We start from the raw sequence: 23,639 nt of genomic DNA, 5'->3' as shown, positions 1-23,639 counted from the left end.
CCAGGGAGCTATTTCCATGAGCGCCGAGACTCCTGCCGCCCCCAGTCTGCCCACTCGCTGGAGGCTGCGGTTCCGCGCCTGGCGGGGTTCGAGGCCGTTCTGGGCGGGCGTGTTTGTCATGATCGGCGGTGTCCCGATCATGTACTTCCCTTACGCGCACCTCACGATCGGTCAGCTGACGGTCCGTATGGCCACGACAGCCGGCGCGGGGTCACTGATCATCGGAGTCCTGCTCGTCGTCCTTGGCTTCAGCCTCTGGTTCCAGAAGCATGTACGGACCTTCGCCGGCACCGCCGCGATCCTGCTGGGACTGGTGTCCCTCCCGGTCTCCAACTTCGGCGGGTTCATCATCGGCTTCCTGCTGGCCCTGGTCGGCGGCGCGCTGGCCATCGCCTGGGCGCCCGGTGTGCCGGAGTCGGACACGAAGTACGGAGTGCCGGCGGGTAACGGCGGCACGGATGCGGCCCCTGCCGCGGAGGCCCCTGAGGCCCCGGTGTCTGCGGAGGCCACCGACGGAGCGGACCCGGTGGCCGAGTCGGGCGGACTGGACATGAGCAAGTCGAACGAGCCGAACGAGCTGTACGAGCCGAACGATCTGTCAGGAACGAGCCCGGTGAACGGGGCGAACGGGAGGCGCAGTGCCGGCTGACGAGGTGACCCACGGGACTGATGTGGAAGAGTCCCGCGGGCGAACCGGGCCGAGGCACGCGGCCCCGAGGAAGCCGCTGTTCACCAGGTTCCACATGCCCGCCGGAAAGGCGATAGCCCTGGCGGCGATGCCGACTGCGGTACTCATGGGCATGGGGTTCACGCCGACGCTCGCCAACGCCGATGAGCAGCCGGCGTCGAACGCCCAGCAGGCCGAGGAGTACAAGGCCTGCGTCGCGGCGATGACGGACGGCGCCTCGGCGTCGGCGAGCCCGTCGGAGACCCCCTCGGAGAGTTCGTCCGACGAGGACTCCGACGAAGCGACGCCGACCCCTTCGGCCTCCGCCGACAACTCGACCCCGAGCGACTCCTCTTCGTCGGATTCAGGTTCCGACGACGAGGCCACGCCGACCCCGACGCCTTCCGCGAGCAAGACGACGTCCAGTGGCAGCACCGGCGGCGGCAGCACCACGGCCACGCCCACCCCCTCGGTGAGCGCGAGCGCCACCGAGGAGAGCGGCAACCTGCTGGAGACCATCGGCGACGCGATCGTGGACGTCTTCACGGGTGGCAGCGACTCGTCGACCGACACGGCGTCCACGACGACGACCTCCACGGAGTCGACGGAGACCACCGAGTCGGCCGAGACCGCCACCCCGACGCCGACCGCGTCCCCCGCCGCGACCGCGGATGCGGCCGACAAGGGCACGACGACCGGTACCACCACGGTCAAGGACACGAAGCCGAAGGTCACCGAGGTTCTCAAGGACGTCACCGACACGGCGGCCAAGGCGACCGAGAAGACCACGGAGGCGGTCACGAAGGCGGCCGACGAGGCCACCACGTCCCCCAGCCCCTCGGCGAGCGCGACGACGGACGTGGACGACTGCCAGGTCGCCACCGAGGATGAGGGCGGTGTCGACAACACCATCCTGCTGCCCGCCGACCCGTGGACCCTGGAAGCGAGTTCGTTGCTCCTCACGGGCGCGGACTACCAGGGCATCGTCAAGGTGCGCACCGCCGACGGCACGGTCAAGGACGTCCTGAAGTACGTGATCTCCGGTGGCACGGAGATCGGTGACCTGCACCAGATCGTCCAGGACGACCTGTCCGGCAAGACCTACCACGCACAGGCGGCCAAGGGCTCGAAGTCCACGATCAACGACGGCAAGACGGTCATGTACACCGAGAGCATCTCCGGCAACCTGTTCGGCCTGATCCCGGTGACGTTCACCCCGAAGAGCCCGCCGCCCCTGAACATCCCGCTGATCTACTTCACGAACGTGAAGGTCATCCAGGCAGGCCAGTTCGGCGGCACGCTGACGATCCCGGGCCTGCACCAGTACACGACCTGAGCGTTCACATCCCCCGTTCGGGAGCCGCACCGAGGCCTGTGGCCCGGCCTACCGCTGTTGGCGGAGGGTCGGGCCACAGGCCTGTGCGGGAGGTGGGCGCGGTTCGAACGTAATGGCGAATTAAGGGTTTCGTAAACGCTTTCTCAGTGTCATGATGATCCGGCCCCTGTGGGAAGGGGGCCACGGGGGGCGCGTGTTGACCGCACGCGCAGCGGAGACGGGGGTCTCAGAACTTCCTGACTTTCCTTACGCGGCAGGCCGCCGGTGACACCACCGGCCGGCCGTGGCCGCGTGTTCGTCGTGCCTTCTTCCTGCCGGACGAGACCGATCATCCGGACCGACCATCCAGGCAGGCATCGACGTGCGAGCAACTCTGAGAAGACCTCAACGAAGCCGTCCGCAAAGGGACAAAGAGGCTTTGCGGCTGCCGCCGCCGTACTCGGCCTAGTGGTACCTGCGGCCCCGCGGTTTCCGACGAGCCTGGAACGCCGCTCTCGGCAGCACCGCAGGTCTGCCTCTGATCTGCTCAACGCCCCTGGCGGGCAAGGTAATCCTCAATCCACGCCTGCCACTCTCTGGGTGTCATCTTGCCCCCAGTTTCAGGCTTTTGTTCATGTTCGGACCCATTCCTTGAGCGACCGTCAGGTTCGAGGGCGCGAGGCTGCTGAGTCATGCAGGCCCAGCCGCATCCTTCGGTCGGCTCGCTGATCAGAACTGGTACTCCATTGCGCTCCAGACCCCCAGGGTTTCCCAAACCCCTGCTTCGGCTCTCTCGCTTGACCGGCCGTCTGCTGCCGCCGATGCTCGCCATGGCCCTGGTGGCCGGGGTGGATTGAGCACCGACTACACGGCACCGCAGACCGAGCTGGCCGCCGACTACGACTGGTACGAGGACACCGCCGCCGAGCAGTTGCGGCAGGACCAGTGCCTGATGAGTGACGTACTGCGGCTGGGCGGGCAGGCCATGGCCGCCACCGCGAAGGAAGGGCTCAACCAGAGTCCGGAGCGGCTGCGGGTGCTGGCCGACCGGAACTACTGGGAGGGCACTCCGCTCGCCACCGCGTACAAGTCGGACCGGGATGCCGCGCTTGTTGAGCTGGAGCGGCTCGACGCGCTCCACGACAGCTGGAAGATATCCGGGCTCGAGACGCCGGGCGGCTTCGGTTCCGTCGCATCCTTCCGGTGGCCGCCCGGGACCAGCGTTGACGACGGTGAGGACTTCCACTCTCAGACCGGCCTCACGGCGTGGATCGCCGACCGGTTCTGGAAGGCCGAGGACGACTTCTACGAGGACGCGACCCCGCCGGCCGACGCGGAGACCGTCGCGGCGGTCAAGGCTCTGGGGCAACCGCTGTACGGCAGCGACCCCGATCCGTCTTTGCCGGACTGGAACCGGCGGCTCGCTCTGCGAGACGCCTACGAGTACCTGACGCGCAGGAGCCTGGAGCCGACCGGCGCGGACAACGCCCGCATCTTCCTGAGCTCGGGCGGCTTCCCGAGCTCAGCACCGGTGCCGGGTACCGCCGAGCACCGGGTCGCGGTCGAGGACCTCAAGTCCCGGTTCGCCGCCTGTGCCTGGCGTGATCCGATAGACCCTGAGAAGGTCCTGGGCGAGGCATCCGCGACCGCTGCGGCGGAGTGGCAGCAGGAGATCGGCTCGCAGGCCGCCAAGCGCAACGACATCCTGACCGCGAACAAGAACGCCGTCCAGGCGCTGACCGTGGCCTCCGAGTCGATGGGCAAGATGCTCGGCCACTCGTGGGTCGCCGACCACATCACCCGCTGGCAGGACTACTGGTCCTCGGGCGGCATCGGTTGGATCGGCGAATCCCCGATGGCCGTCCAGATCCCGGGCGCGACCGGCAAGTGCCTGGGCGTGCAGGGTTCCGGCACCGCGAACGGCACGGCAGTCGAGGTCGTCGCCTGCTCCACGGCGGCCGCCCAGCAGTGGAGGGTCAACGGAGGCTACGGGGAGGGCTACAGCCTCCAGAACGTGAACTCGCAGAAGTGCCTCGACCTCGCCACCAACCAGACGAAGATCCAGATCTCGACCTGCCTCGGCACGCCCACACAGGTGTGGAAGTTCAGCGTCCGGGCCGGCGCCACCCTGCAGAACCTGGGGGCGAACAAGTGCCTGAACTTCCCCACGTACACAGCCGGGCAGGACGCGCTCGCGGCCGCCTGCAGCACCGCTGCCACGCAGAAGGTGCTGTTCAAGGTCTCCGCGCACAACGGCACCGTTCCACCGACGACGGAGTTCACCAAGGCGTCGCAGCGGCTGACCGCCGCGCGCACCGGAGCTCAGGCCGAGCTGGCCGAGCTCAAGCGCCAGGCCACGGCTGCGACGGCCGCCCAGACCGCCAGCGCCACCGCCGAACAGGCGGCGTACGCGATCGCGGACGCCAACGGGGCGCCGCGGGGCCGCGGTCTGCTGGTGGGCCAGCAGAAGGCACAGGTCACGCAGGGGGCGGCGGCTGCCGTCGCGGCGCTGGTCAAGGCCGGTGAGACCGCCGAGGCGGCCACCCGGGCGGCTGCCGCCGACAGCGCCACGATCGCCCAGCGGGCGCTGGCGCAGGCCGCGCAGTCCAAGGCGGAGTTCCGCAAGCAGGCGGCCTACCGGGCCGAATTACAGGCGAAGGCGGCTGCGGACGCGGCCAAGCTGCACCGCGACAACGCCAAGAAGGACAAGGAGCTGGCCGAGGCCGGCTGACCGAGTCCCTGGTCGCGGAGGCGAAGGCGGCGGCGGCTGACGCGCACGCCAAGCGGCTGAAGGCCGAGGCCGAAGAGGCCGCGGCGAAGAAGGAGAAGGAGACCGCGGACGTCAAGAAGTCGGAGGCGGCCCGGCACCGGCAGACCGCGGAAGCCGAAGCGGCCAACGCCGAGACCGCAAAGGACAGGGCCGAGGCGTCGGAGGCCACAGCGGTGGCCCGGAAGGGTGACGCTGAGACCGCCCGGGATCGTGCCAGGGAACTGCGCGACGACGCGTGGGACGCCGAGCAGAAGGCGGATGCGGAGCGCGCCAAGGCAGACGCCAAGAATGCCTACGCCGAATCTCTGGAAGCGGGGGATGCGGCGGACGCCGCGCGGGCGGCCGCCAATGAGGCCGACCGGCACGCGAACGACGCCGAGGCGGCGGCCGGCCGGGCCCGCACCGCGGCCGACGCGGCCACCCAGGCGGCAGCGGACGCGGACGCGGCGGCGACCCGCGCGGAGGCCGCCGCCAAGCGCTCCCGGGCAGCCGCGGACGAGGCGCAGGCGGCGAAGCTGCGGGCGGACGCCGCAGTGCGCACCGCGACCAGCGCCGCCGCCGACGCCATCGACGCCTCCGAGCACGCCTCGTCCGAGGCCGAGTTGTCGGTCAAGGCGGCCAACGAGGCCGAGGCGAAGGCGAAGACGGCCAAGGCCGAGGCGGACGCGGCGCAGGCCGAGGCCAACAAGGCCACCGCCGCCGCAGCGAAGGCGGCGGGGTTCGCCTACGTCACCGCGCAGGCGGCAGCGGACGCCGGGAACTCGGCCGCGCAGGTCGCGGCTCCCGCGAACGACGCGATCCAGCTCGGCTCGCCGTACGTCACCAAGGACTCGGCCGCTTCTCTGGTGGTCCTGTCCGGCCAGGCGGCGAAGACCATCGCCGAGCAGCAGAAGGCCGTCGCGGACGCCCACGCTACCAACGCGGCCGAGGAAGCGGCTGCCGCCCAGGTCATCGCCAACCAGGCACAGGGCGACGCCAAAGCCGCCTACCAGCACGCGGCGAACGCCGCGAAGTACGCCGCCGACGCCCGCACCTACTCCAAGGAGGCCCTCGGCTACGCGGCCGACGCCGCAAAGGCCGCGGCAGCGGCGCAGCGGTCGCTGGCCCGCACCATCGAGTACGACCGCCAGGCTACCGAAGACGCGACCGCCGCCGACCAGGCAGCCGGACGCGCCGAGGGCTACGCCAAGGACGCCCGCGACTCCGCGGACGAAGCCGCCCTCGACGCGGGAGCGGCCCGTGAGGCCGCGGCAGCGGCGGAACAGTCCGCCAGGGACGCGCGGGCCGCCGCCGACCGGGCGGACGTAGCCGCGACCGAGGCGGAACAGGCGGCGAAGGACGCGCTGAAGTACGCACGGGAGGCGCAGGAAGCCGCCGACAGGGCCGAGAAGGCCGCCAAGGGCAAGCAGATCACCGACGGAACCGTTCCCGACGAGAACGGCCACTCGATCGGCAACGTCTTCTACGTCATCGACCACATCGAGAAGATCGGCGCCCCGGAGGTCATCAAGAAGACCGACGGCTGCGACCACTGGTGGAACCACCTCGCTTACCGGGGCAACTGCACGATGACCACGAAGATCAAGTACAAGGCCGTCCTCGACCTGTACCTGTGCAGTGCTGAGGGCATCGACCCGCAGCAGTTCATGTGCCCGACCGAGGCCACGACGTATATCGGCGAGGTCAAGACCGACGAGCTGTCCCAAGAGGTCACGCACAACATCACGATCGCCGAATGGCAGGACGGCGTCGATCCCATCGACATCCTCTTCGGCAGCTGGATCGGTTGCGCCGAGAAGTTCTCCTCCGGTTTCGAGAGCGGCAGCTGGACCGGATGCGCCTGGGCGTCTCTCGACGTCGCGAGCCTGTTCGCCGGCAAGATCATCCGACCCATCGCAGAAGCATTGCGCGCCGTGGACGCCGCGTTCGTCACCGGCATCGGTGTCCGGGACGCGTTCAAGGCGCTCAAGGCCATCAAGGGCGTAGACCCGGTGGCGGTCGCCGCGATCGAGAGGGAGGTCGAGCTCTACGAGGAGATCGTGACCTCGTGCTCGCGCAACAGCTTCCTGGGCGGCGCCCAGGTAGTGATGGCCGACGGAACACGCAGGCCGATCAAGGACGTCCGCGTCGGAGACCTGGTGCTGGCCACCGACCCTGCCTCCGGCAAGGCGCGACCGGAGCCGGTCACCGACACCTTCCGGCATGACACGAACCATCTGGCCGACATCACCCTTGCCGGCGCCGGCACGCTGACGAGCACGACCGGACACCGTGTCTACGTGGCCGACCGCGGCTGGGTTCGTGTGTCCAACCTGCGGGTCGGGGAACAGCTGCGCGCAAGCGATGGCTCCCTGCGGACCGTGACCGCTCTGCACGACCGGGTCGGCATTGCCTCCCAGCGGGTCTACGACCTGACCGTCGAGGATCTGCACACGTTCTACGTGCGCTCCGAAGGGCGGCACTCGGCGGACCTGCTGGTCCACAACTGTATGAATCTGAGCGACGAGAGGCTCTATCCGGAATCGGGTGCACACACCCTCTCGAAGCACGTCGAGCGCACCCCGGCGGAGGCTGTCGCGGACGCCCAGGAGAATCTGCGCAAGGGTCTGGCCCCGATCAGCACGCTGTGGACCAATGCCGACATCGCGCAGCAGGCCGTCGACCGGGTCCTCGCCCAGTACTTCTTCCCCAACGGCAAGAAGAATGCCGCCAGACGCGCAGCGCTGGACAACTTCCTGGCCAAGCGGGGACAGTGGGCGGAAAAGACCGAGTTCCCGATCACCGGCAAGTGGGACGAGTACGAGTCGCTGGGCACCATCTACAAGGCCAGCGGCCCCTCGGAGGCTGCGGGGAACGGAGTACGAGTGGTCTTGAAGAGACTCCCGGGCAAGAAGGGCCATGAAGGCTTCATCGTGTTCAGTTCGTATCCGTTGCCCAAGTAGCCCTATGGACACCAAGACACACAGCGTGAACGGTTGACATCCACCGCGGGTGGGTCCGTCCCTGCAACGGGACGGACCCACCCGCCGACGTCTCTCGAAGGCAGGCCAATGCACCATGGCGAGACAGCGTGAGCAGTACGGCATTCTCTACGAGGGCGACTTCGGCCTCAGCGCACTCGCCGAAAAGCTGTCCGTGATGACCGGATACCCCGACGAGACGCGGGCACTGCGCCTCGCGTCCGAAGTCGCCGCTGCCGCCGAGGGCGAGGGCGCGGTCGAACTGGGCGTCGACGTGCGCTGCCTCCTGGACGCACCGTTGCCGGACGACATCATCCGCACAGCGTGGCTCGCTGCCACGCGCGGGCGCTTCGATCCGGCGGCGTGCGAGTCGGGCGTCCGAGGCTGGCTGCGCCGGATGGCCGAGCGCTGGCCGGAACTCGAGCGCAGGCAATCCCACGGACAGTGGGATGCCCGGCCGGGCATCGAGGAGGAGGAACTACGCACGGCCGTCGTCGCGGAGATCCGCGCATCGGCGGGCCCGGTCGACCAAGGCGTTGCCGAGAGCGACCACGTCGCACTGCCGTCCGGCGCCGTCGCCGAGTCGTTGGAGGCGGTCGCCCGGCAAGGTGATGGCGACCTCGGACTCCGGCTCTTCCTGCGCGTGTTGAAGGAGTACGACGTACCGGTCAACAAGGAGCAGTACGACCGTCTCATGGCCTTGGACACCGCCCTCGGCCTTCCCGGGCCGCTGGTGTACGACGGCCTGAACGTGCTGTGGCCTCCCATCGACACGGCGCGCCGCGACGCCTCGGGCGACTTCGGTCTTTCAGCGCTCACGTCGTGGTTCGAAGGGGGCTGGCAGGAGAACACCGCACGCGAGCGTGTCCGGCAGGCCGCGGCCGCCGATGACAGTGCGCAGACCCCGGGCTCGGCGGCGGCACTGTTGCTCGCGGACGCAGGCCGCCTGCTCGACTCCTCACTGCGCACCGAGACGATCAAGGTGCTGTGGCTGTCCGCCACGGGCCGGGGCTACAACATCGACCACCTCGGTACCGACGCGAAGGCCTGGCTCCGGCTGATCGAAGACGTGTGCGAAGAGTGTCTGAGGGGGATCGCCCCCCAGTACCGCCATGCCGGACCACCTGACCGGAGCGACTTTCATACCGACCTCCGGAGCGCCGTGCTACGAGCGGTCCGGGAGGCTGCACCGCTCCTGAAGGACGCCGTCATCAGCCCGCACTGGGAGCCGATTCCCGGCGCGACCGCGTTGGCTGCCGTCGAGGAGGTCGTCACCGACGTGGATGCCGACCTCGGATTCCGGCTCTTGCTACGGTTGCTCGACGTGGTGTCCCCGTCTCTCACCCAGGAGCAGTACAGCCATTACCAGGCGCTCGGCAGCCGGTTCGGCTACGGCGAGGACCACGTCACCGGGAAACTGGAGCAACTCGTAAGGCAAAGCTGACCACCGGACGGGGTGGCCAAGTCGACGGTCGCCCGTCCCCTCCAGGCCCCGCCCTCCCGCTGACCCGAACATCCGCGTGCCGAACGGATGACCACCGACAGCTTCCTGCTCCCCACCGAGGAACTGACGGCCCGTGGCCTGATGTCCCGGAAGGGTTTCCCCGAGTCGTACGACCGCCGGGCCCTGACCCGCTTCGTCGCTGACATCAAGGCGGGCAAGGACGAGGTCACCGCCCCCGTCCACTCCCACCTCATCTACGACATCGTCTCTGGCGAGAAGCTCACGGTCCGTCGGGCGGAAGACGAGGAATGCCAGAGGGTGAGCCTTGAATACGGCGTGGAAGTCGAGCCCAGGCGTCTGTTCCTGCTGGGCGGTGACCTGAAAAGCTTCGTCGTTTCAGCGCCTCCGCAGTGGTGTGAGGACGAAGGCGAGATGGACGATCCATCATGGTTCGGCCCCCTGCGCGGAACGTACTGAGACTGGTCGGGAGGCCCCTTCGAGGAGGGGCCTCCCGATGCCGTCCTGCCGCTCCCGGTATTTATCGGACCACCCAAGTCATCAGTGCGTGGTGTGCATCGTGAGCGCGCTGTTCACGGAAGTGGATTTCTCGGCCCGAGCCGCCAACGTCATCGCGCCTCCGGCGGCCTCTGACAAGGCATGTTCGGCCAGGCCCCGGTGCGGCGACCCCGAACCGCCCCTGGTGCACGGTCGCGTCCTGCCGGGGCAGCCCCATCCCCGCCGACTGGCGCGGCTGCATTGCCTTGTCGAGCTGACGCTCGGCGGGGCGAAGTGCTGCGGAGCGGCAGGTGTGGGCCCGAGGTGTTTCGGTGAGGTCGGCGTAGTTGCAGGCAGCGCCAATGACCGCGACGCCCCCACGTCACGCGCTCCCCGCCCCCGCGAACTCGCGAGCCCCGTGCCAGGGCAACACAGCCCACATCCGCGTCCCGCCCCCGGGTTCCCGGGCCTCCCCGAACCCCCACTCCCCGCCGCACGCCTCCACCACGCACCCGAGCACCCGGAGCGCATCTCCCCTCCGCTCGTCGCAAGCGGCGGCCAGTCGGGGGTGGTCGTGCAGTTGGTGGCCGTCGTAGAGGATCACTTGTAGCTCGCCGTCCCGGAAGCGCAGGGACACGTACACGGAGTCGTTGGCCGCGAACCGGCAGGCGCAGGCGGTCAGTTCGGCGACGACCTGCACGGCGGCGTCCGTCATGCCGGCCAGTCCGTGCGCCCGCAGGACGACCCGTGTCGTGGCCCGTACCACCCGCGAACTCGCCGCTCCGGCGGGCACGGTGAAGCTGTAGGCGAGGGTGTCCGGGGACGGCGGTGGTGTCTCCGACAGGTCGGTGGAGATGGGGCAGGCCGAGACGGTGACCGATGCGGACATGGCTGACTCCCTTGCTGGACAACGGACTTGATGTGCACGCCTGCAACCCCGACCAGTGGCCTGTCTCCCTGACGCGAGCCCGCCCCTCCCAGGGAATGAGAACCCGGGCAGGCTCGCGCGATGCGCTTCCGTTCAGTGCTGGGCGTAAGCGGTGCATCACTGACTGTAGACGTATCGAGTGGCTCTTTGCCACCTAGTCTCCGGAATTACCACTAGCCTGGTGGACCAACACGGCATCCAGAGGGCAGACTTGCGCCGCACCCGCAGGAGGAAATGACACATGCCGCCGAGGTCAACACCTACGGAACGCCAGAAGCGCTTGGGCGCCGAACTGCGCAAGATGCGTCTCGCAGCAGACGTGACCACGGAATACGCCGCCGGGTTGCTCGGGCTGGACCGGACGAAGGTGTCCAACATCGAGTCCGGGGTCCGGGCCATCAGCGCAGACCGACTGCGGACCCTGGCCTGCAACTACGCCTGCCACGACAAGGCGTACATCGACGCTCTGGTCGACATGGTCGGGACGCGTACGCGCGGCTGGTGGGAGGTGTACCGGGGGCAAATCCCCGCAGGGCTCCTCGACATCGCGGAACTGGAATGGCACTGCAGGAGTGTGCGGGTCGGTCTGTCGCTGATCCTGCCGGGCCTGCTTCAGACCGACGGCTACGCCCGCACTCTGTTCGGTGCCGCCCTGCCACCCCTTTCACCAGCAGAGGTCGAGCTGCGCGTGGCCCTTCGCCTGCAACGGCAGCAGGTGCTGTACAGGGATGAGCCGATCACCTACGTCGGATACGTGCACGAGGCCGCACTGCGCGTCGAGTACGGCGGAGCCAAGGTGATGCGCGGCCAGTTGGAGCGCCTGTGCGATGTGTCCGAGCACAACAATGTCGGCGTGCGCGTGATCCCCTTCAAGGCGGGGGCGTTTCCCGGTGCGGGGCAAGCGGTGATCTACGCCGAAGGTCCCGTCCCCCAACTCGACACCGTGGAGCTGGACTCGGCTCACGGTCCCGAGTTCACCCACGGGGTTTCTCAACTCGACAAGTACCGCGCCCAATTGGACTGGATGGAAGCCGCATCGCTCTCGGCCGACGCGTCCCGCGACTTCATCCACGGCATCGCCCGCCAACTCTGAGGAGTTTCCATGCCTGACATCACCTGGGAAGAGCCGTACTGCGCCGAAGGCGCCAACTGCTTCCGCATAGGCACCGACCCCACCGGCAACGCCTACATCGCCATCGCCGGTCAGGAAGACACCTACCTCACCGACACCCGAGAAGCCCTCCGCACCCTCATCCAGGACATCAAAGCCGGCAAAGCGGATCACCTTCTCTAGCGCGCCCGGCGCACCCCGTACGGCGGAGGGCGCCCCCTGTCACGTACAACAGGAGGCGCCCTCGCGGCCGTACAGCGGCGTCACGTCAGGCGTGTTCGCCCTCGCCCAAGTGATGCACCCGGACCATGTTCGTCGTGCCCGGGACGCCGGGCGGGGAGCCGGCTGTCATGACGACGACCTCGCCGATGTTGAAGCGGCCCAGCTTCAGCATCTCCTGGTCGACCAGGGAGACCATCTCGTCCGTGCTGTTGACGAACGGGACGACGTACGAGTCGACGCCCCAGCTCAGGGCGAGCTGGTTGCGGGTGCCCTCGTCGGTGGTGAAGGCGACGATCGGCTGGGCCGCGCGGTAGCGGGAGAGGCGGCGGGCCGTGTCGCCGGACTTGGTGAAGGCCACCAGGCCCGTGCCGCCGAGGAAGTCGGCGATCTCGCAGGCCGCGCGGGCGACCGAGCCGCCCTGGGTCTTCGGCTTCTTGCCGGGGACGAGGGGCTGGAGGCCCTTGGAGAGGAGCTCCTCCTCCGCCGCCGCCACGATCTTCGACATCGTGCGGACCGTCTCCAGCGGATACGCGCCGACCGACGACTCCGCGGACAGCATGACCGCGTCCGCGCCGTCCAGGATCGCGTTCGCCACGTCGGACGCCTCGGCGCGCGTCGGGCGCGAGTTGGTGATCATCGACTCCATCATCTGGGTCGCGACGATCACCGGCTTGGCGTTGCGCCGGCACAGCTCCACCAGGCGCTTCTGCACCATCGGGACCTTTTCGAGGGGGTACTCGACGGCGAGGTCGCCACGGGCCACCATCACACCGTCGAAGGCCGCGACGACGGCCTCCATGTTGTCCACCGCCTGCGGCTTCTCCACCTTGGCGATGACCGGGACGCGGCGACCCTCCTCGTCCATGATCTTGTGGACGTCGTTCACGTCACCGGCGTCGCGGACGAACGACAGGGCGACCAGGTCGCAGCCCATGCGCAGGGCGAAGCGCAGGTCGTCGATGTCCTTCTCGGAGAGGGCCGGGACGTTCACGGCCGCGCCGGGCAGGTTGATGCCCTTGTGGTCCGAGATGACGCCGCCCTCGATGACGATCGACTTCACCCGCGGACCCTCGACGTCCACGACCTTCAGCTCGACGTTGCCGTCGTTGATCAGGATCTGGTCGCCGCGCGACACATCACCCGGGAGGCCCTTGTACGTCGTACCGCAGATGGTCTTGTCACCGGGGACGTCCTCGGTGGTGATCACGAACTCGTCGCCCCGCACCAGCTCGACGGGGCCCTCCGCGAAGGTCTCCAGGCGGATCTTGGGGCCCTGCAGGTCGGCGAGGACACCGATGGCCCGGCCGGTCTCCTTGGCGGCGGCCCTGACCCGGTCGTACCGGCCCTGGTGCTCGGCGTGCGTGCCGTGGCTGAAGTTGAAACGGGCCACGTTCATGCCGGCCTCGATCAGCGAGACGAGCATTTCTTGGGAGTCGACCGCGGGGCCGAGAGTACAAACGATTTTCGAACGGCGCATGGGGCGATCCTATCGGTTTGTTTCGCTTCGGAATATTCCGCCTGGTGGACGACGTAGAAGCACGGACTGAACACAAAGGGGCGGGATAGCGCTCAGGTGAGGCTCTTCCGGCAATGTCTGCCAGATGTTTCCCAATGTTCGTCCAATATCCGTTAAGTGTCTTCAGTTGTCCGTTCTCACGCGCTCGCCGATCCCACCAGCGCGTACGTCTGTGTCGCGATCTCCAGCTCCTCGTCCGTCGGGACGACCGCCACCGCGACCGGGGAGCCCGCGGGCGAGATCAGCCGGGCCTCCTGGCTCCGTACGGCGTTCAGGGCGCCGTCCACGGCCACGCCGAGGCCCTCCAGGCCCGCCACCGCCGCCTCGCGCACCGGCGCCGCGTTCTCGCCCACTCCGGCCGTGAACGCGATGGCGTCCACCCGGCCGAGTACCGCGTAATAGGCGCCGATGTACTTCTTCAGGCGGTGGATGTAGATGTCGAAGGCCAGCCGGGCCGCCGGGGCGTCCGTGCCGCCCTCGTCGATACGGCGGCGGATTTCCCGCATGTCGTTGTCTCCGCACAGACCGAGCAGGCCGCTCTTCTTGTTGAGAAGAGTGTCGATCTCGTCCGTGGACATTCCGCCAACACGCGTCAAATGGAAGATGACGGCCGGGTCCAGGTCACCGGACCGGGTTCCCATCACCAACCCCTCCAGTGGCGTCAGCCCCATGGAGGTGTCCACGCACCTGCCACCCCGTACGGCCGACGCGGACGCCCCGTTGCCCAGGTGCAGCACGATCACGTTCACGTCCTCGGGTGCCCGGCCCAGGAGCCGCGCCGTCTCCCTCGACACGTACGCGTGGGACGTGCCGTGGAACCCGTACCGCCTGATGCGGTGCTCGTCGGCCGTCTTCACGTCGATCGCGTAGCGGGCCGCCGACTCCGGCATCGTGGTGTGGAAGGCCGTGTCGAAGACCGCCACCTGGGGGAGGTCGGGGCGCAGGGTCTGGGCCGTACGGATGCCGGTGAGGTTGGCCGGGTTGTGCAGCGGGGCCACCGGGATCAGGCGCTCGATCTCCGCCAGGACCGAGTCGTCGATGACCGTCGGCTCGGTGAAGGTCAGGCCGCCGTGCACCACCCGGTGGCCGATGGCCGCCAATTGAGGTGAGTCCAGGCCCAGTTCGTCCTTCGCCAGTTCCTCCGCCACCGCCTTCAGGGCCGCCTCGTGGTCGGCGATCGGGCCCGTGCGCTCGCGCGACGCGCCGCCGGTCGCCAGCGGGGTGTGCTTCAGACGGGACGTCTCCTCGCCGATGCGTTCCACCAGGCCCACGGCGAGCCGGCTGCTGTCGCGCATGTCGAGCAGCTGGTACTTCAGCGAGGACGAGCCGGAGTTGAGGACGAGGACGCGGGTCGCGGTCACTGGTGGGATGCCTTCTGAGTGGGGACCTGGCTGGGGACGGAATCGGTGGTCTGGGCCTGGATCGCCGTGATCGCGACCGTGGTGACGATGTCCGGGACCAGGGCGCCCCTGGACAGGTCGTTGACCGGCTTGCGCAGGCCCTGGAGGACCGGGCCGACGGCGATCGCGCCGGCCGAACGCTGCACAGCCTTGTAGGTGTTGTTGCCGGTGTTGAGGTCCGGGAAGATCAACACGCTTGCCTGGCCCGCGACTTCGGAACCGGGCAGCTTGGTGGCGGCCACGGTCGGTTCCACGGCCGCGTCGTACTGGATCGGGCCTTCGACACGGAGGTCCGGGCGCCGCGAGCGCACCAGTTCCGTGGCCTCCCGCACCTTGTCGACGTCGGCACCCGATCCCGAAGTGCCAGTCGAGTACGACAGCATCGCGATCCTCGGCGCCACGCCGAACTGCTCGGCGGTGGCCGCCGACTGGATGGCGATGTCGGCCAACTGCTCGGCGTTCGGGTCGGGGTTGACCGCGCAGTCGCCGTAGACGAGGACCTTGTCGGCCAGACACATGAAGAACACCGAGGACACGATGGCCGCGTCCGGCTTGGTCTTGATGATCTCGAAGGCGGGCCGGATCGTCGCGGCCGTGGAGTGCACCGATCCCGACACCATGCCGTCGGCCAGGCCCTCCTGGACCATCAGGGTGCCGAAGTAGTTGACGTCGGAGACGACGTCGTAGGCGAGTTCCACCGTGACGCCCTTGTGGGCGCGGAACCCGGCGTACTTCTCGGCGAACGTGTCCCGCAGCTCGGAGGTCTGCGGGTCGATCAGCTGGGTGCCGCCGAGGTCGATGCCCAGGTCGGCGGCCTTCTTGCGGATGGCGTCGACCGGGCCGAGCAGCGTCAGGTCGCACACGCCCCGGCGCAGCAGCACCTCGGCGGCGTGCAGAACGCGTTCCTCGGTGCCCTCGGGGAGGACGACCCGGCGCTTGTCGGCGCGGGCGCGTTCGAGGAGCTTGTGCTCGAACATCATGGGCGTGACACGGTCGCTGCTGGGTGCGGAGACGCGCTTGAGGAGTTCGGTCGTATCCACGTGGCGTTCGAAGAGGCCCAGCGCCGTCTCCGCCTTGCGCGGAGTGGCCGCGTTCAACTTCCCCTCCAGGGAGAAGAGTTGGGCGGCGATCGGGAAACTCGTGCCGGCGACCGAGACGACCGGGGTGCCGGGGGCGAGACGGGCGGCGAGGGTGAGGACCTCGTCGCTCGGGCGCTCGTTCAGCGTCAGCAGGACGCCCGCGATGGGCGGCGTACCGGCGCTGTGTGCGGCCAGGGCCCCGACGACCAGGTCGGCGCGGTCACCTGGGGTGACGACCAGGCAGCCGGGGGTCAGCGCGGTCAGGAAGTTGGGCAGCATCGCGCCGCCGAAGACGAAGCCGAGCGCGTCACGGGCGAGACCCGAGTCGTCGCCGAGGAGCACTGTGCCGCCGAGCGCCTGGGTGATCTGGGCGACCGTCGGCGCGGAGAGGGCGGGCTCGTCGGGGAGGACGTAACAGGGCACGGGGAGACGGGAGTCGAGGCCCGTGGCTATCGCGGCGCGGTCCTCGCGGGCGACACGGTTGGCGACCATGGCGAGGACGTCGCAGCCCAGCGCCTCGTACGCGCGGTACGCGTTGCGTGTCTCGGCGAGCACCGACTCGGCGGTCTGGTCGCGTCCGCCCACGACCGCGACGACGGACGCGCCGAACTCGTTCGCGAGGCGGGCGTTGAGGGCCAGCTCGTCCGGGAACTGGGTGTCGGCGAAGTCGGTGCCGAGGACGAGGACGACGTCGTACTCGCGGGCGACGCGCAGGAAGCGGTCGACGAGGGTGGAGACGAGTTCGTCGGTGCCCTGCTCGGCCTGGAGCGCGGACGCCTCCGGGTAGTCCATGCCGTACACGGTCGCCGGGTCCTGGGAGAGGCGGTAGCGGGCGCGCAGCAGCTCGAAGAGACGGTCCGGGTTGTCGTGCACCAGGGGGCGGAAGACGCCCACGCGGTCGACCTGCCGGGTCAGGAGTTCCATGACCCCCAGCTCGACGACCTGGCGGCCGTCGCCCCGGTCGATCCCGGTCACGTACACGCTGCGGGTCGTCACGCGTGCTCTCCGTTTCCTCGCTCGCGAATATGGCTCACCGCGGTGAGCGGAACCCTCTTGACAGTACCCGCGGCGCTGGCTAAGGCGCCCGCCAGGATCGAGGGTCCGGCCAGGGCGTGAAACAATTGGAATGGCTCACCGGCATCACAGGCAACCAGAGCGATCAGACCGAGTCAGACCGATCACAGCGAGCAGGAGACAGAGCACGATGCGCATCGGAGTTCTCACCGCAGGCGGCGACTGTCCGGGCCTGAACGCAGTGATCCGGTCGGTTGTGCACCGAGCGGTCACCCAGTACGACGACGAGGTCATCGGCTTCGAGGACGGTTACGCAGGGCTCCTCGACGGCCGCTACCGCAGCCTCGACCTCGACGACGTCAGCGGCATCCTCGCCCGCGGCGGCACCATCCTCGGCTCCTCCCGGCTCCAGCGCGACCGGCTGCGCGAGGCCTGCGAGAACGCGCAGGACATGGCCCGCGAGTTCGGTATCGACGTACTGATCCCGATCGGCGGCGAGGGCACGCTGACGGCGGCCCGGATGCTGAGCGATGCGCGCCTGCCGGTGGTCGGTGTCCCGAAGACGATCGACAACGACATCTCGTCGACGGACCGCACATTCGGCTTCGATACGGCGGTGGGTGTCGCGACAGAGGCGATGGACCGCCTGAAGACCACCGCCGAGTCGCATCAGCGCGTGATGGTCGTCGAGGTCATGGGCCGGCACGCCGGCTGGATCGCCCTGGAGTCCGGCATGGCCGCCGGCGCGCACGGCATCTGCCTCCCCGAGCGCCCCTTCGACCCCGCTCACCTCGTGAAAATGATCGAGGAACGGTTCTCGCGCGGCAAGAAGTTCGCCGTCATCTGCGTCGCCGAGGGCGCCCACCCCGCCGAGGGCAGCATGGACTACGGCCACGGCGCGATCGACCAGTTCGGCCACGAGCGCTTCCAGGGCATCGGTACGGCACTGGCGTACGAGCTGGAACGACGGCTCGGCAAGGAGGCCAAGCCGGTCATCCTCGGCCACATCCAGCGCGGCGGCACGCCCACCGCGTACGACCGCGTCCTCGCGACCCGGTTCGGCTGGCACGCGGTGGAGGCCGCGCACCAGGGCCAGTTCGGGCGGATGACAGCGCTGCGCGGGACGGACGTGGTGATGGTTCCGCTGGCGGAGGCGGTCACCGAGCTGAAGACGGTCCCGAAGGACCGGATGGACGAGGCGGAGTCGGTGTTCTAGGTCGGGGCGGCCAGGGCTGTCCAGGAGGTCAGGTCGGTCAGCGGGTGTTCGGGCTGTTGGGGATGTTGGAGTCGACCCTCGCCCAGAAGTGCTCCACGATCCGGTCGAGGAAGTCGCGTCCGATGTGACTCGCCTCGGTCGCCGCGGAGCCGTCCGACCAGGTCAGGGTGGCGGCCAACTGCCCCTGGTAGTAGCGGTGGAGCTCCTGGAGGGTGCTCTCCAGGAGGCGCCGGTTCAGCGGCACCATCTTGTTGACGGGCCGGACGTACGCCTGCCAGCGCGTCGTTACCGCGCTGCGCAGCAGGCCGGCGAGCTTGCCGTCGAGGCCGGTCAGGGTCATGAAGCCGGCGAGCGAGAGTTCGAGCACCTCGGCGAGAATCGCGGACTGCCGCTCGGTGCCGCGCCACTCGCCGCTCTCCTCCATCCGTACGTAGACGAGGAGTTCGAGCCCGACGGCACGAGCGACGTCCTCGGCGGTCAGCCCGCGCGCGGCACGGTGCTCGCGCAAGGTCTGGGGACGGCCGATGAGTTCGCCGGGGGCACACCACAACACCCCGGCGAGAGCGGTGAGTTCACTGGTGCCCGGGGCCATGATGTTGCGCTCCCAGGCGATCACGTGGTCGGGCGTGATGTACGGCAGCCCGAACGAGACCCGCATTCCGTACGCGACGTGTTCGGGGCCCATTCCGAGGGCCGTACGGAGTCTGCGGGCGGCGTGGGCGTCGAAGGGCGGGGTCGGCGGCGTGGGCGGTGGAGGCGGAACTGGGGGTCGGCGCACGCGCCACAAGCTAGGGGTGCGGGGCGGCGGTGACTACGTTCTGTTCGGCCACAATCACGGATTGTAGGAAGCTACGGGTTGGGGGCGATTCCAGTCGGTCCAGTGCCGGCCCGGGGCTCGTGGGGTGGGGGGCTGGGTAGGAGTGCGCGGACGGCTTTCGCAGGTGACCGATCGTGCGAACGGCAAGGTGGTGGGGCATATGCGCGGGCGTTCGTCGGTGGGCGGGCGAGGGCTTGCGGTGGTTGCGGTGTCGGCGCTGTGGGCGAGTGTCGAAGGTGGGTGCGGTGTGGTGGGGGGTTCGGTGGGGTGGTGTGGGGCGGGTGACTGGCGAGTAGGGGCGGCGTGAAATGTGCGGTCCGATGGCGGGTCGCCGGTGTCTTGTCGCTTTTGCGGTAACTGCCGTGGGGGCCGTCTCTCCCTTGAGTCCGATGGGTGTGCGAGCGTCAAGTACGCGTTCAGCTGGGCATGTTGGGCTTATTGGGAGGCTGGGGCGCGTACCGTGACCGGAGGCTGCGGGTTGCGGTCGGACTGGGGCCGGGTTGCCGGGGTGGGTGGCTTGGCGGGTTCTGGAGGGCGCATGGTGGCGTCGGAAAGTGGTGGTCCTGTGAGTGGTGAGCCGGAGAAGATCGAGGGGCACATACGGGAGCGCCTGCTCGCCCCGAACTTCTGGCACCTCGCGACGGTCGGTGCGGACGGTATGCCGCAGGTGTCGCCGATGTGGGTCGACATCGAGGGCGACCACGTCATGGTCAACACGGCCATCGGCCGCGTGAAGGAGGAGAACCTCCGCCGCAATCCCCACGTCTCGCTCTCGCACCACGACCCCGAGAACCCGTACGACCGTGCGGAGATCCGGGGGCGCGTGGTGCGGTTCGTGGAGGGCGAGGAGGCGGAACGTTCCATGGACCGGCTCACCAAGAAGTACATCAACGAGGACCGGTATCCGTGGCTGCTGCCGGGGGAGCGGCGCGTGATGCTGCTCATCGAGGTGACGCGGGTGCGGCGGGTTGTGGGGGTGGAGCCGTTCAGGGCTGGGGTGTTGCCTGAGGTGTGAGGCGGTTCTCGCTCCTGCTGTCGCCTTCTCGACCCAAAATGTCGTCAAGACGAGACGTAGGGCGCGTGGGCGAAGAGGCCGCCGTCGACGGACAGGCTCTGCCCGGTGATGTAGCGGGCATCGCGGAGGCGGGGAACGCGACCGTCGAGGCGATGCCCTCGGGAGTGCTCGGATCGGCCGGGCGCGGTGAGGGCGATACCGCGTTATACGGCGTTGGCGGCTCCGCGCGCTGTAGCGCGCAGCCGCTCACCGGTACCAGGCGTGGGAGGATCCCTGGCGAACTCCGCGACGCAGGAGCCATGAACGCGCTGCTCCTGGCACAGTGACGGCTTGAAGTACGTCTGGAAGTCCGTCGTGTCGCCCAGCGCTCCGTGGCCGCCTGTTCCAGGCGGTGTGACGCCCGCCGGCTTCGGGGTCGACCCTCGTCGTCGGCCGTTCTCCTTTTCTCCTGCACGTTCCGTGATCCGCCAATGTGCTTGTGCATAACGAATGTTGGCCAGGTGGAGCGGGCGTGCCGTGAAGTGGAAGCGTCGCTTCCTGTGGATATTGATTTCGCGGAAGGAAATTCTCGGGTCTCAATCGGATAACGGCCAAAAAGAAGGCGCGTGGACATCCCTAGGATTGTCCCGATTGCAAGTGTGGTGCGCACATAAATCGAACACGGGCCGCTGGTCGATAATTCGATATCACTTGCGAATGTTTTGTCGACTGCCTCGCGCGCTCGGCAACTTCATCGACTTGATCCGGTGTGTGGTGCGCGATTCTGCAACTCGGGAGGATAGACGGTGGCGGTAGAACCAGTTTTCGCCGGTGTCCATACGCTCTTGTCACTGATCAAGGGACTGACCGAGAGACCACGTTTCCTCTCCCGGCCGTTGGAGCACGAAAGGCGTGGTGACCAGCCATTGCCCTTGCTCTGCCTGCAGCGCGAGGCGGGTCCGGATGGATTCCTCACCGCACTCGCGGCGCGACTGGAAAGAGCTTCGCAGCCAAGGGTGCCGCACGCCTTTGTCGACGCGGACACCGCGCAGGAGCAGTCGAGGCACCGGTGGACGGCGGCGGGAGATCCTTCCGAGGTCCCGCCCCTCAGGGAGGAAATGCCTCTCCTTCCGTTGCTGGACGTCATGAGCGTCAGCCTCGCCGCAGACCGGTTCGGGACCGGACAGTTGACCCGGTTCGACTACTACCGGCTTGCGGACTGGCTCACCGGCCAGCCGTTGCCTCCGTCGCAGGGGCGCAACGACCGGCCCGTGATCCGACTTCTGCGGCAGTGGAGCGGCAAGGAGAGGCAGCCCGCGGATTCCAGTGAACTCTCCAGCGCGATCGACGGGACGACCAGCGGGGCGACACGGATCGGTCTGCGCTTTCTGCTGTGGGTAGGTCGCCGTGTCGGCTTCCGCTGGCTGGAGGCACGAGTGCCGGGGCTGAGCAGGGAATCGCGGTGGTTCATCAGGCGGCAGAATTACATGATCCCCCGGCATTCGGTGAACTTCCTGGGCTTCGCCGAACGGCTCACCCTTGACCGGCGTGGCTCCGAAAGCCTGGAGCAGATCAAGAAGCTGCTCGTCCACGCTTTTCTTGAGGATCTAAGGCTCGCTTACCGGCGTCGCCGGTGGAGGATTGTGCCGAAGCGGTCAGGATGGCGCCGCACCGGGTATCTGACCGTTCTGCTCGACAATGTCAGCGAGCAGAACGGCGGCTGGGAACTGCTCCAACTGATCAATGAGGTTCGTAACGAAACCGGCGAGCTCGATCCCCTGTTCATCGTCGCCGCGAGCGACGAGGCTCCGCCGGCGGCGGCCGAAATGGAGTGCGAGGTCGTCGACCCGGTCGAAGCGGACCACGCGTTGTCGGAATGGCAGCGCACTCTGCCGAGTAGACGTCAGCAACTCGTCAAGGACGCCCGGTACTTCCGGGTCCGGCTGCCCCATCCCGTCGAGCCCGCCCACACCCGGTCGCTCCCCAGGGACGACCGCACCGCGTGGGACGTGGCCGCCGACTTCCGCTCTCGCCCGGTCCCACAGCTGGCCCGGCGTGGCCTGATCGAGGGGCCGCTGGTCATCGCCCTGGTGCTGGCACTGGTACCCGCCTTTCACAACGTGCAGGACTACTGGGCGGCCAACTGCTCCTACTTCCGCCCCCGGTTCACCGACGGGGTCGCGGTGCGACTGGCCAAGTTCGGTCCGAAGGACACGCAGTGCATCGGCTACAGCGACAACGACTCGCAGGTCTTCGGCACCGATGAGCGGTTGCAGGGCGCCCAGAGAGCGATCTTCGAACAGAACCGGCGGGCCGAGCAGTTGCATGAGGAGGACGCCAGGCGCTCGTACATCGGCATCGTGTACTTCGTCGGGCTGACGCACTCGGAGGCCGCCCCGGACACAGAGGACGCCTCCGCGGAGGAACTGGAAGGCCTGTACCTGAGGCAGAGCCAGCAGAACGTGGAATCCAAGTCGTTGCCGCTGCTCCGGGTGATCGTCGCCAACGGCGGGAGCGGGATGAAGAAGGCCCCCCAGGTCGTGCGCGAGATGCTGCGCCCGCTCTTCGCGTCCGATCCGACCATTCTCGGCGTGCTGGGCCTCGACCGCACCGTTGCCGAAACGGAGGAGGCGATCACCCAACTCGGCCTCGCGGGCATTCCGGCCGTCGGCACGACGCTCACCGGGACCGGCCTCGCGGACCGCTCTCCCCTGTACTTCCAGTTGGTTCCCGGTAACCCGCGCCAGGCCGAACTGCTCACCAAATACGCCCTGTACGTGCACGCGAAAAAGGTCACGGTCTACCATCCGGAGCTGAGCAGCGGCGACAACTACGTCAAGACCCTGGTCGAAGCGGTGCACAGCACGCTCAAGAAGGCCAAGGTCGCGTCCGGGGACGAGCCCTGGACGTACTCGCCGACGGATCGCGCCCCCCTGTGCGGCGTCCCGGCGGACCGGAGCGACGAGATCATCTATTACGCGGGGCGCGAGGACGACTTCGGAGACTTTCTCACCGGGGTGGCCTGCTACAACCGCGACCAACTGCCGCGGATCATCGCCGACGACTCGGTGTCACGGTTCATCGCGCAGGCGAAGAACCGCAGGAACCCGAAGCTGGCTGGGCTGTCGGTGTCGTACGTCGGGATGGGCAGCCTGGTGACCCTGGCCGGTCCACCCTGCCTCAAAGAAGGCACTCCCGCGCCGCTGGTGGGTGGGGGATCGCCGCTCAACACCTTCTGCGCGGGTTACAGCGACCTCCACAAGGGACTCGCCAAGACCATGGGCAAGCACAGGGCACCGGCTCTGTTGTGGCCGGCCGAGCTTTCCGGACTCGCCTATGACGGGGCCGGGCTCTTCGTGGAGGCGATCGAACAGATGCGACGCCGACTGCACCCGCCGCAGGGCACTTTCCGGCCGGACCGAGGAGCGGTGGCCCAGCAGTTCCGGGAGATGACATTCAAGGGCGCCACCGGGGCGATCACCTTTAGCAGATCGCGCATCGGCGACGACCGCAACCTTGCCATTCTGAGGCTGGACAATGTCCGCGATCTCAAGGCCGAGCCCCAGTGCGTCTATCTCATCGGCGCTCTCTTCGAGAAGAAGCAGGCCCGTAGTGCCAACGGCTGCCCGACCACGGGAACAGGCGGACGCGGTAGGGAGAGCACGGGTGCGGGCGCCGCGGCGGACTGACA

13 protein-coding genes and 2 pseudogenes are annotated in these 23,639 nt (G+C 68.4%); 10 read left to right on the top strand and 5 right to left on the bottom strand.

Annotated features, from left to right (window positions below; all coding sequences use genetic code 11):
• Positions 1 to 16 precede the first annotated feature (16 nt).
• The 5 genes and pseudogenes from ACW4TU_RS13040 to ACW4TU_RS13020 all read left to right on the top strand — a co-directional run.
• On the top strand, positions 17 to 649 hold the full coding sequence (locus ACW4TU_RS13040) for a DUF6114 domain-containing protein (protein WP_457427754.1): 633 nt from the start codon (positions 17 to 19) through the stop codon (positions 647 to 649).
• The gene (locus tag ACW4TU_RS13035) at positions 639 to 2,003 is read left to right on the top strand and encodes a hypothetical protein (protein ID WP_457427752.1); all 1,365 of its coding nucleotides are present in this window, start codon (positions 639 to 641) and stop codon (positions 2,001 to 2,003) included. Before ACW4TU_RS13040 ends, ACW4TU_RS13035 begins: the two co-directional genes overlap by 11 nt.
• An 832-nt stretch (positions 2,004 to 2,835) precedes the next feature.
• Positions 2,836 to 7,694, top strand: a pseudogene (locus ACW4TU_RS13030) (RICIN domain-containing protein).
• A gap of 115 nt (positions 7,695 to 7,809) precedes the next feature.
• The gene (locus ACW4TU_RS13025) at positions 7,810 to 9,156 is read left to right on the top strand and encodes a hypothetical protein (RefSeq protein ID WP_457427750.1); all 1,347 of its coding nucleotides are present in this window, start codon (positions 7,810 to 7,812) and stop codon (positions 9,154 to 9,156) included.
• Between the two features lie 12 nt (positions 9,157 to 9,168).
• Positions 9,169 to 9,456: pseudogene (locus tag ACW4TU_RS13020) on the top strand (type I pantothenate kinase); the annotation flags it as partial.
• Between the two features lie 577 nt (positions 9,457 to 10,033).
• On the opposite strand, the gene ACW4TU_RS13015 reads toward ACW4TU_RS13020, so the two are convergent.
• Entirely contained in the window at positions 10,034 to 10,540 is a 507-nt protein-coding gene (locus ACW4TU_RS13015; protein ID WP_457427748.1) for an ATP-binding protein, read from the bottom strand.
• A 340-nt stretch (positions 10,541 to 10,880) separates the two neighbouring features.
• On the opposite strand from ACW4TU_RS13015, the gene ACW4TU_RS13010 reads away from it, so the two are divergent.
• A complete protein-coding gene (locus tag ACW4TU_RS13010; RefSeq protein ID WP_457427746.1) occupies positions 10,881 to 11,672 on the top strand; it encodes a helix-turn-helix domain-containing protein in 792 nt (263 codons plus the stop codon).
• Between the two features lie 9 nt (positions 11,673 to 11,681).
• Positions 11,682 to 11,873, top strand: a complete 192-nt coding sequence (locus ACW4TU_RS13005) for a hypothetical protein (protein ID WP_457427744.1) — start codon at positions 11,682 to 11,684, stop codon at positions 11,871 to 11,873.
• Positions 11,874 to 11,958: 85 nt separating this feature from the next.
• On the opposite strand, the gene pyk is transcribed toward ACW4TU_RS13005, so the two are convergent.
• From pyk to pta, 3 genes are all read right to left on the bottom strand, one after another.
• Entirely contained in the window at positions 11,959 to 13,389 is a 1,431-nt protein-coding gene (gene pyk, locus ACW4TU_RS13000; protein WP_457427742.1) for a pyruvate kinase, read from the bottom strand.
• Between the two features lie 176 nt (positions 13,390 to 13,565).
• The gene (locus ACW4TU_RS12995; RefSeq protein ID WP_457427740.1) at positions 13,566 to 14,789 is read right to left on the bottom strand and encodes an acetate kinase; all 1,224 of its coding nucleotides are present in this window, start codon (positions 14,787 to 14,789) and stop codon (positions 13,566 to 13,568) included.
• The gene (gene pta / locus ACW4TU_RS12990) at positions 14,786 to 16,903 is read right to left on the bottom strand and encodes a phosphate acetyltransferase (protein ID WP_457427738.1); all 2,118 of its coding nucleotides are present in this window, start codon (positions 16,901 to 16,903) and stop codon (positions 14,786 to 14,788) included. The genes ACW4TU_RS12995 and pta overlap by 4 nt, the downstream gene beginning before the upstream one ends.
• A gap of 208 nt (positions 16,904 to 17,111) precedes the next feature.
• Here pta and ACW4TU_RS12985 point away from each other — a divergent pair, with 208 nt between their 5' ends.
• Entirely contained in the window at positions 17,112 to 18,137 is a 1,026-nt protein-coding gene (locus ACW4TU_RS12985; RefSeq protein ID WP_457427736.1) for an ATP-dependent 6-phosphofructokinase, read from the top strand.
• A 37-nt stretch (positions 18,138 to 18,174) separates the two neighbouring features.
• On the opposite strand, the gene ACW4TU_RS12980 is transcribed toward ACW4TU_RS12985, so the two are convergent.
• Positions 18,175 to 18,924, bottom strand: coding sequence for a helix-turn-helix domain-containing protein (locus ACW4TU_RS12980; protein ID WP_457427734.1), 750 nt, complete (start codon positions 18,922 to 18,924; stop codon positions 18,175 to 18,177).
• 595 nt (positions 18,925 to 19,519) lie between these two features.
• On the opposite strand from ACW4TU_RS12980, the gene ACW4TU_RS12975 reads away from it, so the two are divergent.
• Together ACW4TU_RS12975 and ACW4TU_RS12970 are read left to right on the top strand one after the other, a co-directional pair.
• On the top strand, positions 19,520 to 19,969 hold the full coding sequence (locus ACW4TU_RS12975) for a PPOX class F420-dependent oxidoreductase (RefSeq protein WP_457427732.1): 450 nt from the start codon (positions 19,520 to 19,522) through the stop codon (positions 19,967 to 19,969).
• Between the two features lie 1,097 nt (positions 19,970 to 21,066).
• Positions 21,067 to 23,637, top strand: a complete 2,571-nt coding sequence (locus ACW4TU_RS12970) for a type 1 periplasmic-binding domain-containing protein (RefSeq protein WP_457427730.1) — start codon at positions 21,067 to 21,069, stop codon at positions 23,635 to 23,637.
• Positions 23,638 to 23,639: the final 2 nt, after the last annotated feature.

The organism is Streptomyces kryoterrae (assembly GCF_054072135.1).
The sequence above is the reverse complement of the archived record's forward strand: the minus strand, read 5'-3'. Positions and strand labels throughout refer to the sequence as shown.